This is a genomic window from Halovenus carboxidivorans, from assembly GCF_009831575.1.
Classification (GTDB): Archaea; Halobacteriota; Halobacteria; order Halobacteriales; family Haloarculaceae; genus Halovenus; species Halovenus carboxidivorans.
The window spans coordinates 73,871-95,131 of record NZ_WUUT01000002.1 but is presented as its reverse complement, the minus strand read 5'-3'; the positions used below and the strand labels follow the sequence as shown (position 1 = coordinate 95,131).

Annotated in this window: 17 protein-coding genes; 4 read left to right on the top strand and 13 right to left on the bottom strand. The window is 64.7% G+C overall.

What is annotated here, in order from left to right; translation table 11 throughout:
• The first annotated feature begins 2 nt into the window (after positions 1-2).
• Both GRX03_RS05935 and GRX03_RS05930 read left to right on the top strand, forming a co-directional pair.
• Positions 3-2,444 carry a penicillin acylase family protein gene (locus GRX03_RS05935; protein WP_159763296.1) on the top strand — a complete coding sequence of 814 codons (2,442 nt, stop codon included), beginning with the start codon at positions 3-5 and terminating at the stop codon, positions 2,442-2,444.
• Positions 2,441-2,776, top strand: a complete 336-nt coding sequence (locus GRX03_RS05930; protein ID WP_159763295.1) for a hypothetical protein — start codon at positions 2,441-2,443, stop codon at positions 2,774-2,776. Before GRX03_RS05935 ends, GRX03_RS05930 begins: the two co-directional genes overlap by 4 nt.
• Here GRX03_RS05930 and GRX03_RS05925 read toward each other — a convergent pair.
• Complete coding sequence (locus GRX03_RS05925; protein WP_368278086.1) at positions 2,773-3,345, bottom strand: DUF7524 family protein; 573 nt, start codon at positions 3,343-3,345, stop codon at positions 2,773-2,775. The genes GRX03_RS05930 and GRX03_RS05925 overlap by 4 nt on opposite strands.
• A gap of 33 nt (positions 3,346-3,378) precedes the next feature.
• Entirely contained in the window at positions 3,379-3,573 is a 195-nt protein-coding gene (locus GRX03_RS05920) for a methytransferase partner Trm112 (protein WP_159763294.1), read from the bottom strand.
• A gap of 157 nt (positions 3,574-3,730) precedes the next feature.
• Here GRX03_RS05920 and GRX03_RS05915 point away from each other — a divergent pair, with 157 nt between their 5' ends.
• Positions 3,731-6,055: a PAS domain-containing protein gene (locus GRX03_RS05915; protein ID WP_159763293.1), complete on the top strand. Its 2,325-nt coding sequence runs from the start codon at positions 3,731-3,733 to the stop codon at positions 6,053-6,055.
• Positions 6,056-6,059: 4 nt separating this feature from the next.
• Here the strand turns inward: GRX03_RS05915 and GRX03_RS05910 are convergent, their stop codons facing one another.
• Positions 6,060-7,424 carry an adenylosuccinate synthase gene (locus tag GRX03_RS05910; RefSeq protein ID WP_159763292.1) on the bottom strand — a complete coding sequence of 455 codons (1,365 nt, stop codon included), beginning with the start codon at positions 7,422-7,424 and terminating at the stop codon, positions 6,060-6,062.
• Between the two features lie 185 nt (positions 7,425-7,609).
• On the opposite strand from GRX03_RS05910, the gene GRX03_RS05905 reads away from it, so the two are divergent.
• Positions 7,610-7,915, top strand: coding sequence for a hypothetical protein (locus tag GRX03_RS05905; protein WP_159763291.1), 306 nt, complete (start codon positions 7,610-7,612; stop codon positions 7,913-7,915).
• Between the two features lie 28 nt (positions 7,916-7,943).
• Here GRX03_RS05905 and GRX03_RS05900 read toward each other — a convergent pair whose 3' ends face one another.
• From GRX03_RS05900 to sppA, 10 genes are all read right to left on the bottom strand, one after another.
• Positions 7,944-10,343 carry a DUF7527 domain-containing protein gene (locus GRX03_RS05900; RefSeq protein ID WP_159763290.1) on the bottom strand — a complete coding sequence of 800 codons (2,400 nt, stop codon included), beginning with the start codon at positions 10,341-10,343 and terminating at the stop codon, positions 7,944-7,946.
• A gap of 78 nt (positions 10,344-10,421) precedes the next feature.
• Positions 10,422-12,122 (bottom strand): acyl-CoA mutase large subunit family protein, encoded by a 1,701-nt coding sequence (locus GRX03_RS05895; protein ID WP_159763289.1) that lies wholly within the window; start codon positions 12,120-12,122, stop codon positions 10,422-10,424.
• Positions 12,123-12,204: 82 nt separating this feature from the next.
• Complete coding sequence (locus tag GRX03_RS05890) at positions 12,205-12,996, bottom strand: CBS pair associated ParBc domain-containing protein (RefSeq protein WP_159763288.1); 792 nt, start codon at positions 12,994-12,996, stop codon at positions 12,205-12,207.
• Positions 12,997-13,042: 46 nt separating this feature from the next.
• Positions 13,043-14,557 carry a DHHA1 domain-containing protein gene (locus tag GRX03_RS05885; protein WP_159763287.1) on the bottom strand — a complete coding sequence of 505 codons (1,515 nt, stop codon included), beginning with the start codon at positions 14,555-14,557 and terminating at the stop codon, positions 13,043-13,045.
• A 40-nt stretch (positions 14,558-14,597) separates the two neighbouring features.
• Positions 14,598-15,026, bottom strand: a complete 429-nt coding sequence (lrpA1, locus tag GRX03_RS05880) for an HTH-type transcriptional regulator LrpA1 (protein ID WP_159763286.1) — start codon at positions 15,024-15,026, stop codon at positions 14,598-14,600.
• 128 nt (positions 15,027-15,154) lie between these two features.
• Positions 15,155-16,093, bottom strand: a complete 939-nt coding sequence (locus tag GRX03_RS05875; protein WP_159763285.1) for a thiamine pyrophosphate-dependent enzyme — start codon at positions 16,091-16,093, stop codon at positions 15,155-15,157.
• 14 nt (positions 16,094-16,107) lie between these two features.
• The gene (locus GRX03_RS05870) at positions 16,108-18,000 is read right to left on the bottom strand and encodes a 2-oxoacid:acceptor oxidoreductase subunit alpha (RefSeq protein ID WP_159763284.1); all 1,893 of its coding nucleotides are present in this window, start codon (positions 17,998-18,000) and stop codon (positions 16,108-16,110) included.
• A 238-nt stretch (positions 18,001-18,238) separates the two neighbouring features.
• The gene (locus tag GRX03_RS05865) at positions 18,239-19,393 is read right to left on the bottom strand and encodes an acyl-CoA dehydrogenase family protein (RefSeq protein ID WP_159763283.1); all 1,155 of its coding nucleotides are present in this window, start codon (positions 19,391-19,393) and stop codon (positions 18,239-18,241) included.
• Positions 19,394-19,458: 65 nt separating this feature from the next.
• Positions 19,459-20,061 carry a chemotaxis protein CheC gene (locus tag GRX03_RS05860; RefSeq protein ID WP_159763282.1) on the bottom strand — a complete coding sequence of 201 codons (603 nt, stop codon included), beginning with the start codon at positions 20,059-20,061 and terminating at the stop codon, positions 19,459-19,461.
• Between the two features lie 113 nt (positions 20,062-20,174).
• Complete coding sequence (gene sppA, locus GRX03_RS05855) at positions 20,175-21,164, bottom strand: signal peptide peptidase SppA (protein ID WP_159763281.1); 990 nt, start codon at positions 21,162-21,164, stop codon at positions 20,175-20,177.
• Positions 21,165-21,261 lie beyond the last annotated feature (97 nt).

The following is a 21,261-nucleotide window of genomic DNA, read 5'->3' as shown; positions in this document are numbered from 1 at the left end:
GTATGTCCGAGCAACGGACGAGACGTGCCGTCCTCGGGGGGATCGTGGGTGCCGGTGTCCTCGGGGCGTACGTCTCACCGATCGGTGACGTACTCGAACAGTTCGCCCCGTTCTCTGGTGGGGTCTGGGGAGCCGCGAACCCGGACCGCCCGGAGCGCGTCGAGAGCCCGTACGGCGAAGCGACGGTTCGATACGACGACGACGGAGTCCCGCACATCGAGGCCGACGACGAACAGGCGCTGTACTACGCGGCCGGCCACGTCCAGGCCATCGACAGGGGATTCCAGATGGATCTCCAGCGGCGGCTGTACAGCGGCCGGCTCGCCGAGGTCGTCGGCGAGGCCGCCGTCGAGTCTGATCGGTTCTACCGGACCCTCCGGTTCAGAGAGGCCGCCGAGGCGACCGCCGACCACCTGGAAGACAGCGTCGTCGGTCCGATTCTGGAGGCGTTCAGCGAGGGGGTCACCGACGGCTACGACGACGCTCGACTCTCGATCGGGTTCCAACTGCTGGATTACGAGCCAGAGCCCTGGCGGCCGGCGGACTCGATGCTGGTCGAGAAGATCATCGCCTGGCAGTTGACGGGTAGCTTCCGGACGCTTCGCCGCCAGTTACTCCGCGAGGAGTTCGACGCGGAACTCGCGGATCAGCTCTACCGGCCGCGGATGGACCACGACTCGCCCATTATCCGGCAGCGCTACCGCGACGAACAGTACCGACTCGACGAAGCCGACCGACTGTACAGCGACGACACGAGCGACTCGGGCGGAACCGACACTGCCGCCACGGGCGGGACCGTCGACGCCGAGACCGTCAGCTATCTCACCCGGTTCGAGCCACAGGAGACCCTCGGTTCGAACAGCTGGGTGGTCAGCAGCGACCTCGCCGGCGGGAACGCCCCGATTCTCTGCAACGACCCCCACCTGAGCCTGCAGGCCCCGCCGGTCTGGTACGAGATGCATCTGGACGGTCCGGACCACCGGGTTCGCGGGGTCGCCTTCCCCGGCGTCCCGGAGGTCGTCATCGGCGAAACGGAGTTCGCGGCGTGGGGGTTCACTAACGCTGGCACCGACGTGATCGACTTCTACAGCTACGAGACCGACGGCGAGAGCTACCGCTACGGCGACGAGCGACGGGAGTTCGACGAGCGCGAGGAGACCATCGAGGTCGCGGACGGCGAGGACGTGGAGATCACGGTCCGCAGGACGGTCCACGGCCCGGTCGTCGAGGAGGCCGAACAGGAGGTCGCCGTCGCCTGGACGGGCCACGCGGCCACGGAGACGACGATTGCGCTGTACGAACTGACCCGCAGTCGCTCCTTCGAGGAGACGCTGTCGGCAATCCGGAAATTCGACGTTCCCAGTCAGAACTTCCTGTACGCCGACCGGGACGACAACACGCTGTACTACACCGTCGGTCGGCACCCGATCAGGCAACCCTCCGGGGAGACGGTGAACTGGGACGACCCCGCCGCCCTGGACGGCGACGGCGTCTTCGACGGGTCGGCCCGTGAGGGCGAGTGGGAGGGGTTCGAGCCGTTCGAGCACCCCAGTTGGGACGGTTTCGTCCCGTTCGCGGAGAAACCCCACGTCGTCGACCCCGAGTACCTCGCGACGGCCAACCAGCAGATCATCCCCGACGACGAACTGCCCTACTACTTCGCCGAGTCGTACTCCGCCCCCTACCGCGGCGAGCGAATCTACAGCCTCCTCGACGAGCGAGTCGAATCCGGCGAGCCACTCGATCTCACCTTCCTACAGACTGTCGGCAGAGATGTCCGCGATGGCCGGGCGGCGGCCATCGTCGACGCCCTCACCGCGGCCGTTCGAGACGAGGACGAGGCACTGCAGGAGGCCGCCGAGACGCTCTCTGGGTGGGACTACCGTATGGAGCCGGATTCGGAGGCCGCACTTTTGTTCCAGCAGTTCGCGAACGCCTACCGCGAGGAACTGCTCGGCGACGCGTTCGAGGAGGCGGGCCTCGGCGAGGAGTACTACCCGGGCGATCCCCGCCTGCTCGAACTGCCGTCGGACAGCGGCTGGTTCGGCCCCGGCGGCCGGGCACCGGTGCTGCGTCGGGCGTTGCGGACGGCCGTCGAGACAATCGACCGACGCGGCTACGAGACCTACGGCGACATCGCACACACGGGGCTGATCGACCACCTCACCGAACTCGACTTCCTGGGCTACGAGTCGCTCCCGCGGGGCGGATCGGGCTGGACGGTCAGGAACTTCGGCACCCGGGGACCGTGGGGCGGCAGTTGGGAGATGCAGGTCGACCTCGACGGGGCGTATCTGGCGGTGCTGCCCGGCGGCAACTCCGGACGGTACTTCTCCGAGCACTACGACAGCCAACTCCGACAGTGGGCCAACGGCGAGTATCGGCGGCTGAGCCGGGAGATCGAAGGCGAGGTGACGACGGAGTATCTCGGGGGTGAGCGATGACGCTCGCGGTACTGGCTCGGTTGCGGACCGATCCGTTCGTCCACTGGCTGGGGCTGGTCGTGGCGACGGCGATCGGACTCGGACTCGCCACTGTCCACTGGCTCGGACTCGTCGCCGGCGGCGCACTCGTCGGGCTGGTGGCGACCAGCCTGAGGCGGGCGCTACTGGCCGGACTCGGCTTCGGCGTCACCGCCCTGGCGGTTTGGTTCGGCTATCTCGCCGCAATCGGCGCGCTATGGGCGGTCCTCGCGACCGGTCAGCTCCTCCTGATCGCCGTCGCCGTTGGAGTCGCCGCTCCGCTCGTCGGCAGTCTCGTTCGCGGCGTTCTCTAGAGCCCTTCGTCGTCGCGCACCAGGAAAAACAGGGCGCTGAGGGCGCCCCCGATCACGACGAGCGCGCCGAGCAAGACGACCGCTCCGTCCAGCAGTACCGTCGCCAGCGCGACCAGCCCGAGTGCCAGCCCGCCGAGCGCGAGGATCGGGACAGCAGACGGCACGGATCGCTCCCGGTCGTCGGGTTTCGGCTGTGGCTTGGTGAGCGATTCGTCGACTTCGACCGTGTCGGCCTCCGGATCCGGCTTGCTGACCGTCACGTCGATCCAGCGCGTCTGGGAGCCGTAGGCCGAGACGACTTTCAGTTTCCCGAGTTGCTCCTCGCCGTCGACCCGCTGTGGGTCGACCGACACCCGGACGTACCGCTCGGTGCTGCCGTCGACGTAGTGGTTGCTCGCGTCGAGAGCAGCGACCTCGGAGAGGTCGTCGTCGAGATGGAGATGGACGTGGAGGGCTTCGCCGTGGTTGATCAGTCTCACGTCGAACGAGCCGGTCGTCTCGAAGGACGCGGGAACCTCGAGGCTGTGGAGTTCCTCGCGGCTGACGTGGACCGGCAGCGTGTCTGGCACAGGTTGGGGTCCGTCCGGCGAGTAGAAAAACCTTCAGGCCGGCGATTCCTCGCGCATATCCGGCGGGAGCAGGTTCGGAATACCGTCCTCGATGGGATACGCTTCGCCACACTCCGTACAGGTGAGTGTCCCCGTCAGGATCTCCTCCTCGTCACGCTCCGTCGCCTCGAGTTCGAGGTCGTGTTTGTCCAGTGGACAGCACAGAATGTCCAGCAGATCTTCTTGCATACGTCCGAGTTGTCCGGCGTGGTGAAAAGCGTTTGCGCTTCCGTCCCGGCCCGTTATCAAACGCGTCACACCGGGATGTAGATATATATGTGGTCTCCTGAAAGGACTCGTATGACACGCCCTGCAACGGGTCGGTGGGGGGCGGTCTAGAAGACAGATGAGGCTTCGACGTGCGTTCGCAATCGTGATCGCGCTGGTAGCGATAGTGCTCGGTGTCGCGGTCGTCTCGGGCTTTCAACTCTACGAGGGTGCCGTCTCCGAACAGGAACAGCAATCTCTCGAGACGACCGCCGAAGCGACCGCGACACAGATCGAGGGACTGCTCGCCGAGCGAAGCCGGACTATCGAACTGTCCGCGAGCGATCCCCTCATGGCGAACGCGAGCGAGCGCCGTCGAGCAGCCTTGCGGCGGATCGTCCGCCAGACGCCGTATCAGGGTATCTCGGTCATCGACGCGAACGGGACGATGACGGCCATCGAGTCTCGGGGGCTGTCCGAGGAAAACAGGTCCGCGTTACTCGGGCAGGATTTCAGCGACCGGACCTACTTCCAGCGGGCCATGGACGGGGAGACCTACGTCAGTGAACCGGTCGAGGCGGAGACCGGAAATCTCATCGTCACCGTCTCGGCGCCGATCACGCGGGACGGTGAACCCGTGGGAACGCTGAACGGCGCGTTGCACATCCGAGACGGGTCGTTTTTCGAGACGCTCACGCTGACCGAGGACACCGACTACGAGTTCGCCATCCGGACGGCCGACCAACAGCTATACGCCTCCGCGTCGATGCCGGACGCGTCCGGAGGGCCGACAGCGAGCGCGACGGTCGACTCGACGGGCTGGACCGTCACGACGACTCGGCTCGACTCCACCCGGGACGAGACACGGCTCGTGACCGGACTGCAGGTCGCCGCTGGACTGCTCATCGTGCTCTCTCTGGTCGGGTTCGGCGTCTGGTTCAAGCGGTCGAATCTCAACCAGATCGAGGAGCTGCTGGCCGGGTTCGACCGCCTCGCTGATCGCTCCTACGGGACACAGATCGCCGTCGGCGGCGCACAGGAGTGGGACAAGATCGGCGCCCGGTTCAACGAAGTGAGCGAGGAACTGGCCCGACACGAGCGAGAACTGAAACAGTACCGCCAGATCGTCGAGCGGGTGAACGACCCGATCACGATTCAGGCGACCGACGGGAGCCACGAGCTAGCGAATCACGCGCTCACCGAACTCAGCGGTTACTCCCGCGACGAAATTCTCGGCGCGGACGAGTCGCTGTACATGGATGCCGAGTCAGCAGAGCGTATCGAGGCGAAGCGCCGGGAGGTGCTCGACACCGAACAGCCGGTCGAGTTCGAGTGTACCTCGACGTTCGAGCGAACCGGGACCGAGGCGACGTTCAGCACGCAACTGTACCCCTACTACGACGAGGACGGAACCCTCGCGGGGACGCTGTCGGTCTATCGAGACGTGAGCACGCTCAAGGCCCGGGAGACGGAACTCGAACAGTACAAGCGAGCGGTCGACGGGGCGACGGATCTCATCTGTGCCATCGACGACGACGGCGAGTATCTGTTCGCCAACCCGCAGTACTGCGCGTACCACGGCGTCGACCCGGAGGAGTTGCCGGGGATGCAGACGACCGATCTCTTCGATCAGGAGGCGTACGATTACATCACGGAGTACACCGACCGGGCGCTCGACGGCGAGACGATCAAGTACAAGATGACCCGAACCCACCCCAACGAGGGGACTCGTATCCTCGACGTGCGGTACTTCCCGCTCGAAACGGACGGCGAAGTGACCGGGTTCGTCGCCGTGTTGCGGGACGTGACCGAGCGCGAGGAGCGAGCGCGGCAACTCCGCGTCGTCGACAGGGTGTTGCGACACAACCTGCGCAACGACCTGACGGTGATCAGCCTCGAGGCCGAGCGGATCGGTGCCGGCGCGAACGGGGAGATAGCCGACGCCGCAGAGACCATCCAGGACCACGCCGATAGCCTGCTGACGACGAGTAACAAGTCCCGGGGTATCACCGAAATTCTGAGCGAGCAGGCCGACTCCTGTCAGGTCGATGTCGCGGACGTGGTCCGGACGGCCGGCGCGGATATCGCGGACGCGGATGTCACGATCGACGCCCCCGACGAGGCGACCGTCTCCGCCGCCGCCGATCTCTATCGCGCGATCGACGAACTGGTCACGAACGCCGTCGTTCACAGCGACCGGGAGCGGCCCTCGATCTCGCTTTCGGTCGACGACACGGACGAGCACGTCACGATCACCGTCGCCGACGACGGGCCGGGCATCCCGAAGATGGATCGGGACGTGCTCGAGAGCGGTCGAACGATCGAGGACCTCTACCACGGGAGCGGCCTCGGCCTCTGGCTGGTCCACTGGATCGTGCAGCGATCCGGCGGATCGATCACCGTGCGGGACCGGTCGCCTCGGGGCTCGGTTATCGAGATTCAGCTGCGGAAAAACGGAGCGTAACGAGTTACTCGAAGGGGCGTTCCCGAACGACGGACTGCTCGCGGCCCGGACCGACGCCGACCGCGTAGATCGGCGTGTCGAGTTCGTCGCTGATGTATTCGAGGTAGGTCTTGGCTTCCTCGGGCAGCGCCTCGTAGCCGTCGTCGGCAATCGCCTCCCAGTCGGCGTCGTCCCAGCCCTCGAACGTACGAAGATTCGGCTCACAGCGGGCCCACTCCTGGGTCGTCGCGGGAACCGTCTCGATTTCCTCGCCGTCGAGGGTGTAGGAGTGACCGACCCGGAGTTCGTCGAAGCCGGCCAGGGTGTCGATGTGGTTGACAGCCAGGCCGGTGAAGCCGCTGGCACGGGTCGCGTGACGGAGAATCGGCATATCGAGCCAGCCGACACGCCGCGGGCGACCGGTGACTGTGCCGTACTCGCCGCCGGCTTCGCGGATCGCCGTCGCGAGTTCTTCCTCTTCTGCATCGCCGTCGCCGTCGTATCCGGGCGTGTCCCCCTCGACGCCGGCGAGTTCGGTCGGCATCGGCCCGCTCCCCACCCGCGAGAGATACGCCTTGACGATCCCGATGATCTCGCCGCCGCCGATGACATCCGGCCCGAGACCGGTTCCCGTCGCCGCGCCGCCGGCGGTCGGGTTCGAGGAAGTGACGTAGGGGTAGTTTCCGTGGTCGATGTCGATAAGTGTCCCCTGTGCCCCCTCCAGAATGACCTTGTCTCCGGCGTCGATCCGCTCCGAGAGGAACTGTCCCGCGTCGACGAGCATCCCCTCCGCGACGAGGCGGTTGCCGTACTCGCGGTACTCCTCGTACAGCGCGTCGATGTCGAACTCCTCGCCGACATCGACGCCGTAGACCTCCTCCGCGAGGGCCCGCTTCTGCGGGACGACGTATTCGAGTTTCTCCCGGAGCACGTCGGCGTCGGTCAGGTCGCCGATGCGGAGGCCCCGGCGGCCGGCCTTGTCCTCGTAGGTCGGTCCGATCCCGCGACCGGTCGTGCCGACCTCCTGGTCGTCTTCGCTTTTCACGTCCTCTTCGATCCCATCGAGCACGCGATGATAGGGGAAGATTACGTGAGCACGGCGGGCGACCCGCACGTCCGGATCGAGGCCGCGTTCGGCCAGCGTGTCCAGTTCGTCGAACAGCGTCCGCGGATTGACGACGCAGCCGTTGCCGAGCACTCCGATTTTCCCACGGACTGCCCCGCTTGGAACGAGCGATAGCTTGTACTCCACGCCTTCGTGTACCACAGTGTGGCCGGCGTTGTCCCCGCCCTGGTACCGGGCGACGACATCGGCGGGTTCGCCGTAGAGGTCGACGATCCCACCTTTGCCTTCGTCGCCGAGTTGCGCGCCGACGATTGTAACGGTCATCACGGCTCAATTCCCGCCAACGCGGTAAACCGATTACGGTCCGTCACAGCGACGAACTGCCGAAGCTTTTATGAGTGCCCTTGGCGAACACTCGCACAGTGCAGGCTCGTCGGGAGGGTATTTTGCGGAAACGACACTGAACGACAGCAACCTTTAAATCCACCCATCACAAGTTAACAATTGTCATGATAGACAGACTCGAAAAGGAAGTGGATATGCTGGAACGCCATCTCCAGGTACTCCGGATGGTGATCGAAAACGAGCCGATCGGTATCGTCAAGATGTCTAACGAGACGGGCTACCCCCACCACAAGGTTCGGTACTCCCTCCGCGTGCTCGAAGAGGAGAACCTCATCGAGCCGTCGAGCCAGGGTGCGATCACGACCGAGGACACCGAGGAGTTCGTCGAGGACCTCGACGGCAAGATCGATCACATCATCGAGAAACTCGACGGGATGAAAATCGACGAAGTCGCGGAAGTCGAAGGCTGACCTGATCGACTCGTTTCTGCGTTATACCCTACAGCTCCGGGACCGCCAGGTGGAAGTTCTCGTTTCTCGCCTCGACCAGACAGAGGTGATAGCCCCGTTTCCGGGAGAGGTTGACGAAGCTTTTGCGCTTGTCACGGCTGAGCAGTCCGCCCTGGGTGGCGTCGCTGGCGATTTCGAGCGCCCCGGGCTCGAAGAAGCTCTCGGTGACGAAAAACGCCCCCGAAAAGCCGTCACTCGACTGTCCGACGCGCTCGGCGGCGGTGATCAGCCGTTCCATCATCGACTCCGTGGTCGCCTCGCGGGTGTCGTTGAGGTTGGCCGCGAGCAGCGGGTTCCCCATCCGGTCCCGGAGGACCACGTCGAATGCCTCCTGGCTCTGTGTCTCCTGGCCATTTTCGGTGTAGGTCACCTCGACGACGCCGGACAGTTCGGCGCGGTCGATCCTCGGCAACACGTCGTAGAGGTCGCGTAACGCCTTCTCGTGGCCGGTGTCCCGGATCTCGAACAGGAGGTCCCGGACGACCCACCGGACGAACTGGTATTCGAGCGTGGATTCGAGGAAATCGTCGTACGACTGGCCGCCGACTGCCACCGTGTCGGCGTCGAACTGGGTGTGTTTTTCCAGCCGAAGGTTCTCGTTTACGTCCTCTTTGCGCGTGCTCCCGCCGTGGGCTTTCTCCAGGGTCGCTTTCCCCTTCGAGCGGTACCGGACGAACACGTCCGTTCCGGCGAGTGCCTCGTCTCCGGAGAGGCGCTGTTCGGCCTGTGTCGCGGCCCCCAGTTCGTCTTCGAGTCGCTGGAGTTCGTCCCGTAGCTCCTCGACCTCGGTCTGCAGCTCGTCGCGCTCGCTTCGGAGGCTCTCGAGTTCGGCTTCGAGTTCGTCGCGCTCGTCGGTGACCGACTCGACCTCCGCCTCGAGACGGTCGATCTCCTCGTCTTTCGCGTCGAGTTCGGTTTCGAGTTCGTCGATTCGCTCGGTAGCGCCCGGTCCGGGTTCGCCGGACTGCTGGGGTTCGGGTTCGCTCGAAGCGGCCGCTGTGGGGGCCGCCGCTCCCGTCTCGCTGTGCTGGGGTTGTGTCTCTCCCCCCCGTGGACGGTGCTGCTGTGGTGTCTGATCCGGCTCCCGGGCCGCCTGCTGAGCCGCCGGTTCCGGGCTGTCGGCCTGCTGTCGACGTTCGCTCTGGGATGGTTGTGGCTCGGTCTGTGTCGGCGTGGACTGTCCACTCGGCCGCGGGTCGCTCGGCTCCGCCCCGTTTTCGGGCACCGCGGTCTTGTCCGGGTCGAGCGACGGGATCGCCTTCGTCTCGGTGTCCTGGCGCTGGGCGGATTCCTGGGACTGTGGCTGGCGCTGGTCGACACTCGGCTGTTGCTCCCGGGGGGGCTCCTGTGGGGGCTGTGGCCGACCGCGAGGCTGCTGTTGGCGCTGGCTCGACTGTGCGCTCGGTTCGGTCGTGTCGGTCTGGCCGGGCTGCTCGCGAGAGCGCGCTCCTGATTTCGAGCGTGTCTGCTCCCTCCGAGGAGACGACTGCGCCGCGTCGGCGGTGTCAGCCGTGGTCGTGGCCGACTCCGGGGGTTGCTCGCTCGTTCCGGCGGCTCCGCCAGCGGCGCTCGAACCCTGCTGTTCGGCGGTTTCGGCCCGTTCCGGCTCGCTTTCCTGTCGGGCTTCGGTCTGTGTCGCCGCCTGCTGGCCTCCCTGTGTCGTCTGCGCCGGTTCCGTCTGGGTCTCGTTGGCCGCCTGCGCGGCGGACTGTCCGGCCGCGGCACCTGACTGCCCGGACGGTTCGGCCTCTTCCGACGGCGATTCTGTCGGGGGCTGCTCGGACTGCTCTTCTGCCGACGCCGGTCCGGTCGACTCCGCTGTCTCCGCCGGCTCCTCCCCAGCGTCGTCCTCGGGTTCGGGGATATCGATCGGCTCGATATCGACCGGCCGGACCTCGTAGATGCCGACCTCGTCGTTGGCCGTCTCGAAGGCTTCGTCGCCCTCGATCAGCCGACCCGACTCCCCGACGTAGCCGACGCTCATCGACGTGCCGGCGTGGTAGACGAGGTAGTAATCGCCGCTGAGGACGTTTTCGGAGAGTTCGATATATCCGGTGAACCCGCCGTCTGAGAGTGTCTTGTCGACCTTGGAGATGCTCGTGTCCTCGGTGTAATACTTCGCGCGCACCTCCTCGCTGCGCTCCTGCATGACAGCGAGCAGTGGGAGGGCGTCCGTCGGCGCCTGGTACACCGTCCCGCTCGCCTCGAAGTCCTCGATGTCGCCGCGGCGGATCCCGACGACGACGCCGCGGGTCATGTACAGTTCGGCCCCGCCGGCCCGGACGACGCCGGAGAACTCGCTGTCGGCGAGGTCTTGTAGTTCGCGATACCCGCCCGAGAACGACCGGCCGTCCCAAGAGTCTACCTGATCGACGACACGCGTACTCATTGTTTCCCACAAGTTAGATTGAGAGTATATACTTTGCGGGCGAACACCCCTCTCCGACCGGCGAGGACGCTCAGTTGGCTATGTGACATGGACTGTCTCTCGATACGCCCCGTACTGCTGCTCGAACACGCTCATGATCTCACCCATGGTCGCGTAGGCCTTGACTGCCTCGATTACCGCAGGGACGACGTTCTCCTCGTTTTCGGCCGCCTCGCCCACCGCCGCGAGCGCGTCCTCGACGGCCTCGTCGTCACGCTCGTCTTTGACCGCCGCGAGGCGCTCTCGCTGGCGGGCCTGCACGTCCTCGTCGACCTTCAGAATCTCCGGCTCGGTGTCCTCCTCGATGCTGTACTCGTTGACGCCGACGACCGTCTCCTCGCCGCGCTCGACGCGCTGCTGGTACTCGTACGCGGAGTCCTGGATCTCCCGCTGGAAGTACCCCTCGTCGATCCCTCGGAGCACACCCTCGCGCATGGAGCCGTCACCCATCTCTCTGATCTCCTCGATGTAGGCCATCGTCTCCGACTCGACCTGATCGGTCAGCGACTCGACGGCGAAAGAGCCGCCCAGCGGGTCGACGATATCCGCCGCACCGGACTCCTCGGCGATGATCTGCTGGGTGCGAAGCGAGACGCGGACGGCGTCCTCGCTGGGCAGCGCCAGCGCCTCGTCGTAGCTGTTGGTGTGCAGGCTCTGTGTGCCGCCTAACACCGCCGCGAGCGCCTGAATCGTCACCCGGACGACGTTGTTCATCGGCTGCTGGGCGGTCAGCGACTGCCCCGCCGTCTGGGTGTGGAACTTCATCATCCGCGCCTCGTCGGTCTCCGCGCCGTACCACTCCTCCATGATCCGCGCCCAGATCCGCCGGGCGGCCCGGAACTTCGCCACCTCCTCGAACAGCGAGTTGTGCGCGTTGAAGAAAAACGAGAGCGTCGGTCCGAACTCGTCGACATCGAGCCCACGGTCCAGACAGTCCTCGACGTACGCCATCCCGTCTGCGAGCGTGAACGCCAACTCCTGGACGGCCGTCGAGCCGGCCTCCCGGATGTGATAGCCGGAGACGGAGACGGGCTTGAACTTCGGGGTGTGTTCGGCGGAGAACTCGATCACGTCCGTCGAGAGTTTCAGCGACGGCTCCGGCGGCACGACCCACTCCTTCTGGGCGATGAACTCCTTGAACATGTCGTTCTGGAGGGTGCCGCGGATCTCCTCGCGGTCGACGCCCTGCTTGTCGGCCAGCGCGAGATACATCGCGTAGATGACGACGGCGCTCGGGTTGATCGTGAAGGAGGTCGAGATTTCGCTGAGGTCGATCCCGTCGAACAGTATCTCCATGTCCCGAAGCGTGTCGACGGCGACTCCCTCCTTGCCGACCTCTCCGTTCGCCATCCGGTGGTCGGAGTCGATCCCCATCAGCGTCGGCATATCGAAGGCCGTCGACAGCCCGGTCTGGCCCTCCTCGATCAGGTAGTGGAACCGCTCGTTGGTCTCCTCGGCCGTACCGAAGCCGGCGAACTGCCGCATCGTCCACGTGCGGCCCCGATACATGGTCGGATAGACGCCCCGGGTGAACGGCGGCTCACCCGGAAAGCCGAGATCCTCGCCGAAATCGAGGTCTGCGATATCTTCGGGCGTGTACAGCCGGTCGACCTCCATGTTCGAGACGGTCGCGAACCGGTCCTGTCGCTCCCCGTGTTTCGACAGTACGGGATCGAGCCGTTCGGACTCCCACTCCCCCCGGTCCGCACGGATCTGTTCGAGTTCGTCTTGGTCGAACATACCACGACGGTACGGGCGGGGCCCTGAATAAGATACCGGCAACACTCCGCTGTCACTGCGGGAAAAACGCGGTGTCCGTGACTTACTCCTGGAGTCGCTGTGTCCGCTCGACCAGCGGGTGGTGTGCGTAATCGACGGCGTCGATATCCTCGACGCTTTCGAGGTTCTCCTTGCGGGCCGTTTCGGCCATCCCGAGCTCGACCGGCTGGCTGATCTCGATGACGTAGGCGTCCATCTCGTCGATACCGAGCTGGTCGGCGGCCTTGACGCGGTGGTGACCGTCGGCGAGCAGTAGATCGGTGGGGGTGTCGATGACGACCAGTGGCTCGGCGAGGCCGCGTTCGAGTTCGTACCGCCGGCCTTCGAGTTCGTCGGCGTAGACCTTCCCCTGGGTCGGAGTCAGCTCCGAGAGTTCGATGTCACGGCGGCTCTCGGTGGCCTCGACGTCGTGGATGTTCTGTAGCGTCCTGACCAGTTTGTCGACTTTCCCCGGCGTGGCCCGTTCGATCTGACTGCGGATCACGTCGGAGTTCGAGATGATCCCCACGAGGTTGCCGGCGTCGTCGACGACCGGCAGGCGACGGATCCCGGAGCGGAGGATGACGCGGGCGGCGTCGTTGAGCTTCATATCAGGGTGGGCGACGAGTAGATCTGTCGACATGATTTTGAAGATCGGTTCCTGCTCGTCTTCGAGGAGGAGATCACGTGCGCTGACGAAGCCTTCGACCTGGCGGCCGTCACAGACGGGGTAGCCGCTGTGGTTCTCGCTGTTGGCGATCCGCTCTGCGACATCTCGCACCGTATCCTCGGGGGCGACCGTCGCGACATCTTGGGTCATATAATCCCGGACGGTCGGTTTCTGTTGGTCTGCCATTACCTCCCCTGAGGGACGGGGGGCCGAAAAGCCTCTCGTCTGTCAGCTACGAGTCCCCGGGCCGGTCGTTCCAGCGGTTCCGTCCCTCCTCCGGGCTGTCCTCGCCGAGATACTCCGCGTCGATCTCCGACTCGGTCGCGTACGGACTCGTCGCCGTGGCGCCGACATCGGCGTCGAGCACGTCCAGAAAGCGCGAGGCGACGATCTCCTCGATCACGTCGTGCAGCGAATCGTCCCGTTCGTCGGTCGCACCGAGCAGGCCGAGCTTGATCTGTGCGCCGGCCATGTCGACGTGGCCGCCGGCACTGCCGATCTGTCCGAAGGCGTCTCGAAGCGTCTCGCCCAGATCGATCCCGGCTCCCCGGGCGCGCGCCGACACGAAAATCTGCTCGTCTTTGATACCGTAGACGAGTACCGTCGTGATCCCCTCCATGTTCAGCAGGCGGTCGGCCGCCTGTGCCAGCGCGTCACGCTCCGACAGCGCTCCCACACAGGACATGAGAACGCTGCCCTCCACCCGGCGGTTCTGGATCGCGTCGGCGATGGTCCCGAAGGTTCGGGGGCTGATGCTCGGCGATTCGATCCGGTCGAGCGTCCCGAAGTTCACCGTCGGGACGAGCCGTGCGGCCGCCGTGAAGTCCTCCTGTGAGATCTCCCGGGAGAAGCCGTCGGTATCGACGTGGATCCCGAACAGCAGTGCCGTGGCGAGGTCTTCGTCGAAGTCGATGTTGAATCGGTCGAGATAGTCGACGAGCAGTGTGCTCGTCGCACCCACGCTGCTCCGGAGGTCGACAAAGCGTGCGTCGACCGGCGAACGCGGCGGGTGGTGATCGATCACGATATCGATCGGGAGGTCGGCGGGGAGTTGATCGTTCACGCTGGGTCGGGAGTGATCGACGAGCGCCACGCCGTCGAACTCCGAGAGGTCGTCCTCCGGTCCCAGGTTCCGCAGTTCCATCCCGAGCACGTTGATGAACGCCCGGTTCTCCTGGTGGGTGATCTCCCCGTAATAACAGACCTCAGTCGGACAGCCCGCCGCCTGTGCGATGCGGGCGAGTGCGAGCGCGCTCGCGAGCGCGTCGGGATCGGGGTTGTCGTGTGTCACGACTGCGAGTCGGTCGATCTCTCGGAGAACCTGCTGGAGCTGTCGCATCCGCTGGCCCCGGTCACCGATCCGTGCCGAGAGGTGGTCCGTCAGCGCCTCGGCGGGGTCGACGACGCGGTCGGACAGCGACGCCAGTCCATCGAGCGACGCCTCGGCTGACCAGCCGGCGTAGCTGATCAGCTGTGCGTTCGGAAAGACTGACCCGGCGATCCGCGCGATCGATTCCGTCCGCTCGCGGCGCTCGTCGAACACCCCGACGATATCGGGCGGCTCGAACCCCGAACAGATCGCCTGATCGAACTGCTCGAACTCTACGACGGGGATGCCACGCTCCGTGAGCGCGTCTGCGGTCTCCGGATCGTCAGTTCCGACCTGCAGGCTCCCGGACTGCTCGTGAACTGATTGGGCGAGACGTTCGAGTACCGCTCCCCCGCCCAGAAGGAGCCTCCGTGTCATAGCTGACGTTGGGGGCGGTAGGATAAAACATCCGGCGGTCTCACTTCAGCCGTTCCTGGAGGAAAGACGGGTGGGCCGCACTGACGCCCGGAAGCTCCATGATCTCGTCGTTGATGATCTCACCGAGGGAGTCGCCGTCGGGTGCGCGTACCTCGGCCATCAGCGTGTGATCGCCGCTCGAGGTGTAGAGTGATTCGATCGCGTCGAGCTCTTTCAACGTTCGGGTCACCTCGACGTACTGCTCGCTTTCGACGTCGATCCCGACGATCGCGATCGATTGCCCGGAGAGTTTCTTCGGGTCGACATCAGCAGAGTAGCCGACGATGACGCCTTCCTCTTCGAGCTTCTGGATGTACTTGCGGACGGTCGGCTTCGAGACCTCCGCCCGCTCTGCAATCTCCGCGTACGATGCCTGCGCGTCCTCCTCCAGAACCGACAGAATACGCTGTTCCGTAGCCTCTGCGCTCATGACTATATCTTTCACACCACCGGAAAAATATCTTCCGAATCCGCAAAGTGAACTTTTGCCGAACAAACCCCAGGAAATCGGCCGCGAGTACCCCGCAGCGCCGGGGTTTTGCGGGTCTGTCGCCGTAATCAGGTGTGTCGGCCGAGTAGTTCGTCAGCGGTTCGGGCCCACTCGGCGTCCTCGTCGAAGTACCGCTCGGCGAGGGGGTCCGCGGGCATCTCGCCGGTCTTGCGTTTCTCCTCGCCGTAGGTCAGTCGGTCCTCGTCGCGGTAGAACCGACCGGTGAGCACCTCCCCTTCGTACAGCCGGTTCTCGGCCTCGTACATCATGTCGGCGGCCTCCCGGCGGTCGGTCACGTCGAAGTCGAACTCGTCGTCCTGCTGGATGTCGGTGTAGGGGACGTACTCTTTGGCGTCCTTGTTCCAGGTCGGACACTGCGTGAGGAAGTCGATGTGGGCGAACCCGTCGTGTTCGATCGCTTCCTTGACGATCTCCTGGGCCTGCCGGGGGTTCGTCGCGGCCGTCCGGGCGATGTAGGAGGCTCCGGAGGCCAGCGAGAGCGTCAGCGGTCGGACGGGGTCCTTCGCGCTGCCGCTGGGCTGGGTCTTCGACTTGTGTCCTTTCGGACTCGTCGGCGAGGTCTGGCCCTTGGTCAGCCCGAAGATCTCGTTGTTGAACACGATATAGGTCATGTCGTGGTTCTCCCGGGCGGTGTGCATGAAGTGGTTCCCGCCGATGCCGTAGCCGTCGCCGTCACCGCCCGCAGCGATGACCTCCAGTCCCGGGTTCGTCAACTTCGCCGCCCGCGCGACCGGCAGCGATCGGCCGTGGATCGCGTGGTAGCCGTAGCTCTCGAAGTAACTGGAGAGCTTTCCGGAACAGCCGATCCCGGTCACCAGAAGCGTCTCCTCCGGTGTTCGGCCGACCTCCGGCATCGCGCCCTTGAGCGCTTTCAGCACCGCGAAGTCGCCACAGCCCGGACACCACGTCGGTTGTGGCTCGACCCCTGGCGTGAAGTCGTCTTTCTCTGCCTGTTCGTCGGTGTCGATTGCCGTGAATGCTGTCATCTGTGGTCACCTGATTAGTCTCCCGCTGCCGGTTCGAGTCGCACGTTGCCGCTCAGTTCCGCGCCGCCGGAGAGGCTGGACTCGAAGCCGTCGACGATCTCTCCGGGCTCGAACGGTTCGCCGTCGTATTTCAGCAGACTCGTCATTTTCGGGCCGAACCGCCCGAGTTCCCTCTGTGTCAGCCCGCGGAACTGGCCGGAGGCGTTCATCTCGACGACGAGACACTCCTCGACGCTTTCGAGGAAGGCGGTCACCTCCGTCTCGGGGTAGGGCATCAGATCGCTCACGCCCAGCGCCTTGACGCTCTCGCCGCGTGCGTTGAGACGGTCGACGGCCTCGAAGACGGTATCCTGCTGGCTGCCCCAGACCAGGATTCCGTGCTCCGCGTCCGACGGCCCGTGGTAGCTCTGGTGTGTGGCGTCCATCTCGTCCAGTTCCTCCCGGATCGAACTGAGTTTCCGCATCCGCCGATCCATCTGCGCCTTGCGGTTGTCCGGCGACTCGGAGATGTGGCCGACCTCCTGGGACTCGTTGCCCGTCACGAGGTGTCGACCACCTTTCTGCCCGGGAATCGACCGTGGATTCGAGCCGTCCTCGACGTCGTGTCGGTACCGCATGAAGTTCCCGGACGCGTCGTGGGCCGCCTCGGCGAGTTCCTCCTCGCTGAGGACGCCCTCCATCCCGCTCGTCGGTTCCCGGTCGAAGAAGTCGACCGGCACCGTCCGGAGTTCGCCCTGGATCTTCTGATCGTAGATCACGATGGCGGGGAGGTTGTAGCTGTAGGCCAACTCGAAGGCCTTGCGGGTCTGGTCGTAGGCCTCCCGGACGTTCGCCGGGGCGAAGACCACCCGGCAGGAGTCGCCCTGACTCGTGTACAGCACGTGTTCGAGGTCGGCCTGTTCGGGCTTGGTGGGCATCCCCGTCGACGGGCCGGCCCGCATCGCTTCGACGAGCACGACGGGTGTCTCGGTCATCTCCGCCAGTCCGAGCGGTTCGCTCATCAGCGCGAACCCGCCGCCGGAGGAGCCAGACATCGCCTTCGCGCCGGCGTGGGAGGCGCCGAGCGCGAGCGCCGCGGCCGCAATCTCGTCTTCGACCTGCTCGGAGATCCCGCCGAAATGCGGCAGGTTCTGGGACATGATCGTGAACACGTCCGTCCACGGTGTCATGGGGTAGCCGGAGATGAACCGACAGCCCTCGTCGAGCGCGCCGTAGGCGATGGCGTTCGAGCCCGAGAGCAGCGCCATCTCCCGGTCGTGTTCGCCCTCCGGCACCCGGAGGTCGTGGGTGATGTCGAACTCCTTGCCCCGGTCGTAGGCCTTCTGGAGGATCTCTAGGTTCTGCTCCTGTGTCTCGCCGCTCATCGCCTCGGTGATCAGCCCCTCGAAATAGGTCGTGTCGATATCGAGCAGGGCCGCCGTGATGCCGATCCCCGCGGTGTTTCGCATCACCTCTCGGCCGTGCTCGCGGGCCAACTCCCGGAGGTCGACCGGATAGACGTGCCAGTTGTTCTCCTCGGCACGCTCCTCCAGACCGATCTGTGCGACCTCCTCCTCGTCGATCAGCCCGGTGTCGTAGACGATGACACCGCCCTCGTTGAGCTCGTCGAGATGCTCGGTCAGCGGCTTCAGTTCCTCGTTGCCGTAGTAGGCGTCCTCGCTGGGGTTGCGAGCGAAGCTATCCCCCAGCGAGAGGAGGAAGTTGAAGCCGTCGCCGCGGGAGCGCACCGGCTGTTCGCCCGCGCGTACCTCGACGTAGGTGTGACCGCCGCGGATACGCGACGGATAGTGCCGGTGTGTGAAGATGTGCAGACCAGCCCGCATCAACGCCTTCGCGAAGTTCTGGCTGGTCGAGTCGATCCCGTCACCTGATCCCCCTGCGATACGCCACATCAGCGTGTCGGTCATCTGTACCACCTCTCAATCCGTGTGAGCCGCATACATACACTGTCTCGGCCTCGTGACTAAAACCTTGCTACAAAACAACATTCAACATAGTTAATCACCACAAATATCTCGGAAAGACTCGCCGCGAGCGTTCGTCGAGCAGAAGAAATACGAATCAAATCTACACAATTGTTCAGGAAAAACCGGGTGCATCCGTCCCGCAACGGACGACGCCCGGATAATTGTGCGTGAGTTGATACTATCTCGGGGCCTGACTGTAGATCAGGTTCCGCTGGATCGGATTCGCGCCCTCGTAGATGACCGGAACCCGAACGTCGCGGTAGACTCGTGAGATGCGGTTCTCGTTCAGCACCGACCGGCCGCCGTGCAGTTGCATCCCGCGTTCGGCGCACTCGGTCGCCGCCTCGGTGGCCGTCGCCTTCGCGAGTGCGGCCCAGTAGCCCGGATTGTCGTGGTTGTCGACCTTCTCGACGGCCCGCCAGGTCAGCGCACGCGCGGACTCGAACTCCATTCGCATCTCGGCGAGGTCGTGCTGGACGGACTGGAAGTTGTCGATGGTCCGGCCGAAGGCCTCCCGGTCGTGGACGAACGCCGAGGCCTCCTCGATTGCCGCCGCACCGAGACCGAGTCCGTGTCCGGCGACGACGGCGCGACCGTGGTTGAAGAAATCAGCCATCACGTAGAAGCCCTGCCCCTCCTCGCCGATGAGGTGATCTTCCGGGATCCGACAGTCGTCGAAGGTGATATGCGCCTGCTTCGAGGCACGGTAGCACATCTTCTCGGGGATGTGCTCGGCGTGATAGCCGGGGGCGTCCGTCGGGACGATAAACAGCGAGAAGTTGCCGTAGCGGTTGTCCTCGTCGTGGCCAGTGCGGGCGTAGATCGTCAGCCAGTCGGCCTCGACGCCGTTGCCGACCCAGTACTTCTCGCCGTTCAGCACCCACTCGTCGCCGTCCTTCTCGGCGGTCGTCTGCATACCTGCCATGTCGCTGCCGGTCTCGGGTTCGGAGACGCCGAGTCCCGACCGCATCTCGTTGTTCGCGACGGGGCGGAGATACTCCTCTTTCTGTTCCTCCGTGCCGTGTTGCTCGACGATATCCGTCCCGAAACCGGGCAACTGCAGCGAGAGTCCGATCCCCGCGTCGGCCTTGTAGAACTCCTCGGCGATTGCGAGTTGCTCGTAGATAGTAAACCCGCGGCCGCCGTACTCCTCGCTGACCCCCTGGGCCACCAGGCCCGCCTCTTCGCCCTTCTGGACGATATCTTCGGGGTACTCCCCGCGGTCGAAGTACTCCTCGGCGTTCGGTTCGATGTGTTCCTCGGCGAACTCACGCGCCTCCTGTTTGACCGCCCTGGCATGCTCCGGGATAATACTCTCCTCTAACAAATCCATGCACCCGACCTAGGTAATCAACCATTATAAATGGAAGACCTACGAGGTTTGGTGCGCCGGGGCCGTCAGACCTCGATTTCCTGCATCAGGCTCACGAGTTCGTCGAGTTCGGGGAAGGTGTAGACTTTGACGTTGATGTCGGACTCGAGTGCCTGCACTCGGGAGTCGAACATCAGGGCCATCTCGTCCTCGCGGTCGCCGACGAGTTCGCTGACCATGCCGCTGCCGGGTCCGTAGGTGAACGTCGGCGTCGACATGTCGATTGTCGTGTTCAGAACGTTCGCCCAGCCGTCGATGAAGCCGGAGGTCATGATGTTGCCGATCTCCTGGATCGCGGACCGCTCCATGTCAGTGAACCCGTCAGTGGACTCCTCACCGCCCGCCATATCGCCCATCATCCCGTGGGCCAGTTTCTTCGCGTCCTCGGCGTTGAACAGAAAGAGAATGTGACCGTACGGGCGCTCGGTCATCTCGATGCTGATACCGATCTGTTTCTCGTCACCGACGTGCGCCCGGATGTCGGGGATGTCGATGAAGTTGATCTTGGTGATCTCCATCTCGGTCTCCATCCCGGTCATCTGGCTGAGATGATCGGCGACCGTGTTCCCGCCCTGCTTGGCCATCTTGTTGAACAACCCCAACTTCCGAATGTCGATCATCAGGCTCATGAATGACGTTGTGCCCCCGTTTGCCCCCCGACACATATAATACGTGCCCTCACATTTTCGCAGGCGAGAATTGGTCACGGAGGGCACAGACTCCGGCCGAACGTCGGCCGGGGTTACCGGAACTTGAACCGGTTGTTCTCACCCGTGACGATGCTGGCCAGGCCGGCCCCGAACGCGAAAGCGAAGCGTTGCGCGCCGAGTTGGACACGCTGGGCGAGGGGGAACTGCGGCTCGAACTCACGGACGGACACGTCGGTCCCGAGTCGCTCTTCGAGTGCGTCGGTCACGTCGTCTTTCGTCCCGAGTTCGTCGACCAGCCCCTGCTCTTTGGCCTCGGTTCCGATGTATACGCGCGCTTCCGTCTCCTCGATTGTCTCGGCGTCCATCTCGCGGCGCTCGGCGACGTTCGAGACGAACTGCTCGTAGTACTCGTCGATCAGCCCCTGTAGGTACTCGCGTTCGTGGTCTTCGAGTTCCTTCAGCGGTGTGCCGGCGTCCTTGTACTCCCCGGCGGTGAGCTGTTCGTACTGGATTCCGAGGCGGTCGGCCAACTCCGCGGCGGTGACTCGGGAGCCGATCACACCGATCGAGCCGACGATGCTCCCGTCTCTCGCCCAGATCTCGTCACAACCGCTCGCGATCTCGTACCCGCCGCTCGCGCAGGTATCGGTCGCGTACGCGAGCGTCGGCCCGTCGAACTCCTCCGCCGCGAGTTTGATGTCCTCGCTGGGGACGATCTCCCCGCCGGGCGTGTTCAACCGGACGAGCAGCGCGTCGACGCTGCTGTCGGCGTCGGCCCGTTCGATCTGCTCGACGATCCGGTCGGCACTGGCTCCCGTCGGCGGCGAGCCGATCCCCCCGCTGGCGGTGCGAGTGATCGCTCCCGTGACGCCAACTTCCGCGACGTTGTACGACGGTACGATCGAACTGGCTACGGAGCCGGCAACTCTGACCACGAGCGGTGCCGCGAGAACGAGCAGGAGCACTCCGGCTAACTCTAGTCCCGAACTCGGATACCAGAGAAACAACAGCCAGACCGCGGCCACGCCGACCGCGGCGACTCCGGCGAACAGCACGACTCGAAGCGCTGATTTCAACCCCATCGATGTCCGTTCAGTCGGCTTCCGGCAATAAAAATCACTGGCTCTCAGTTCGCCTGTGAACTGCAGTTCACAAAATCACTATGTCGATTCCGGTCCG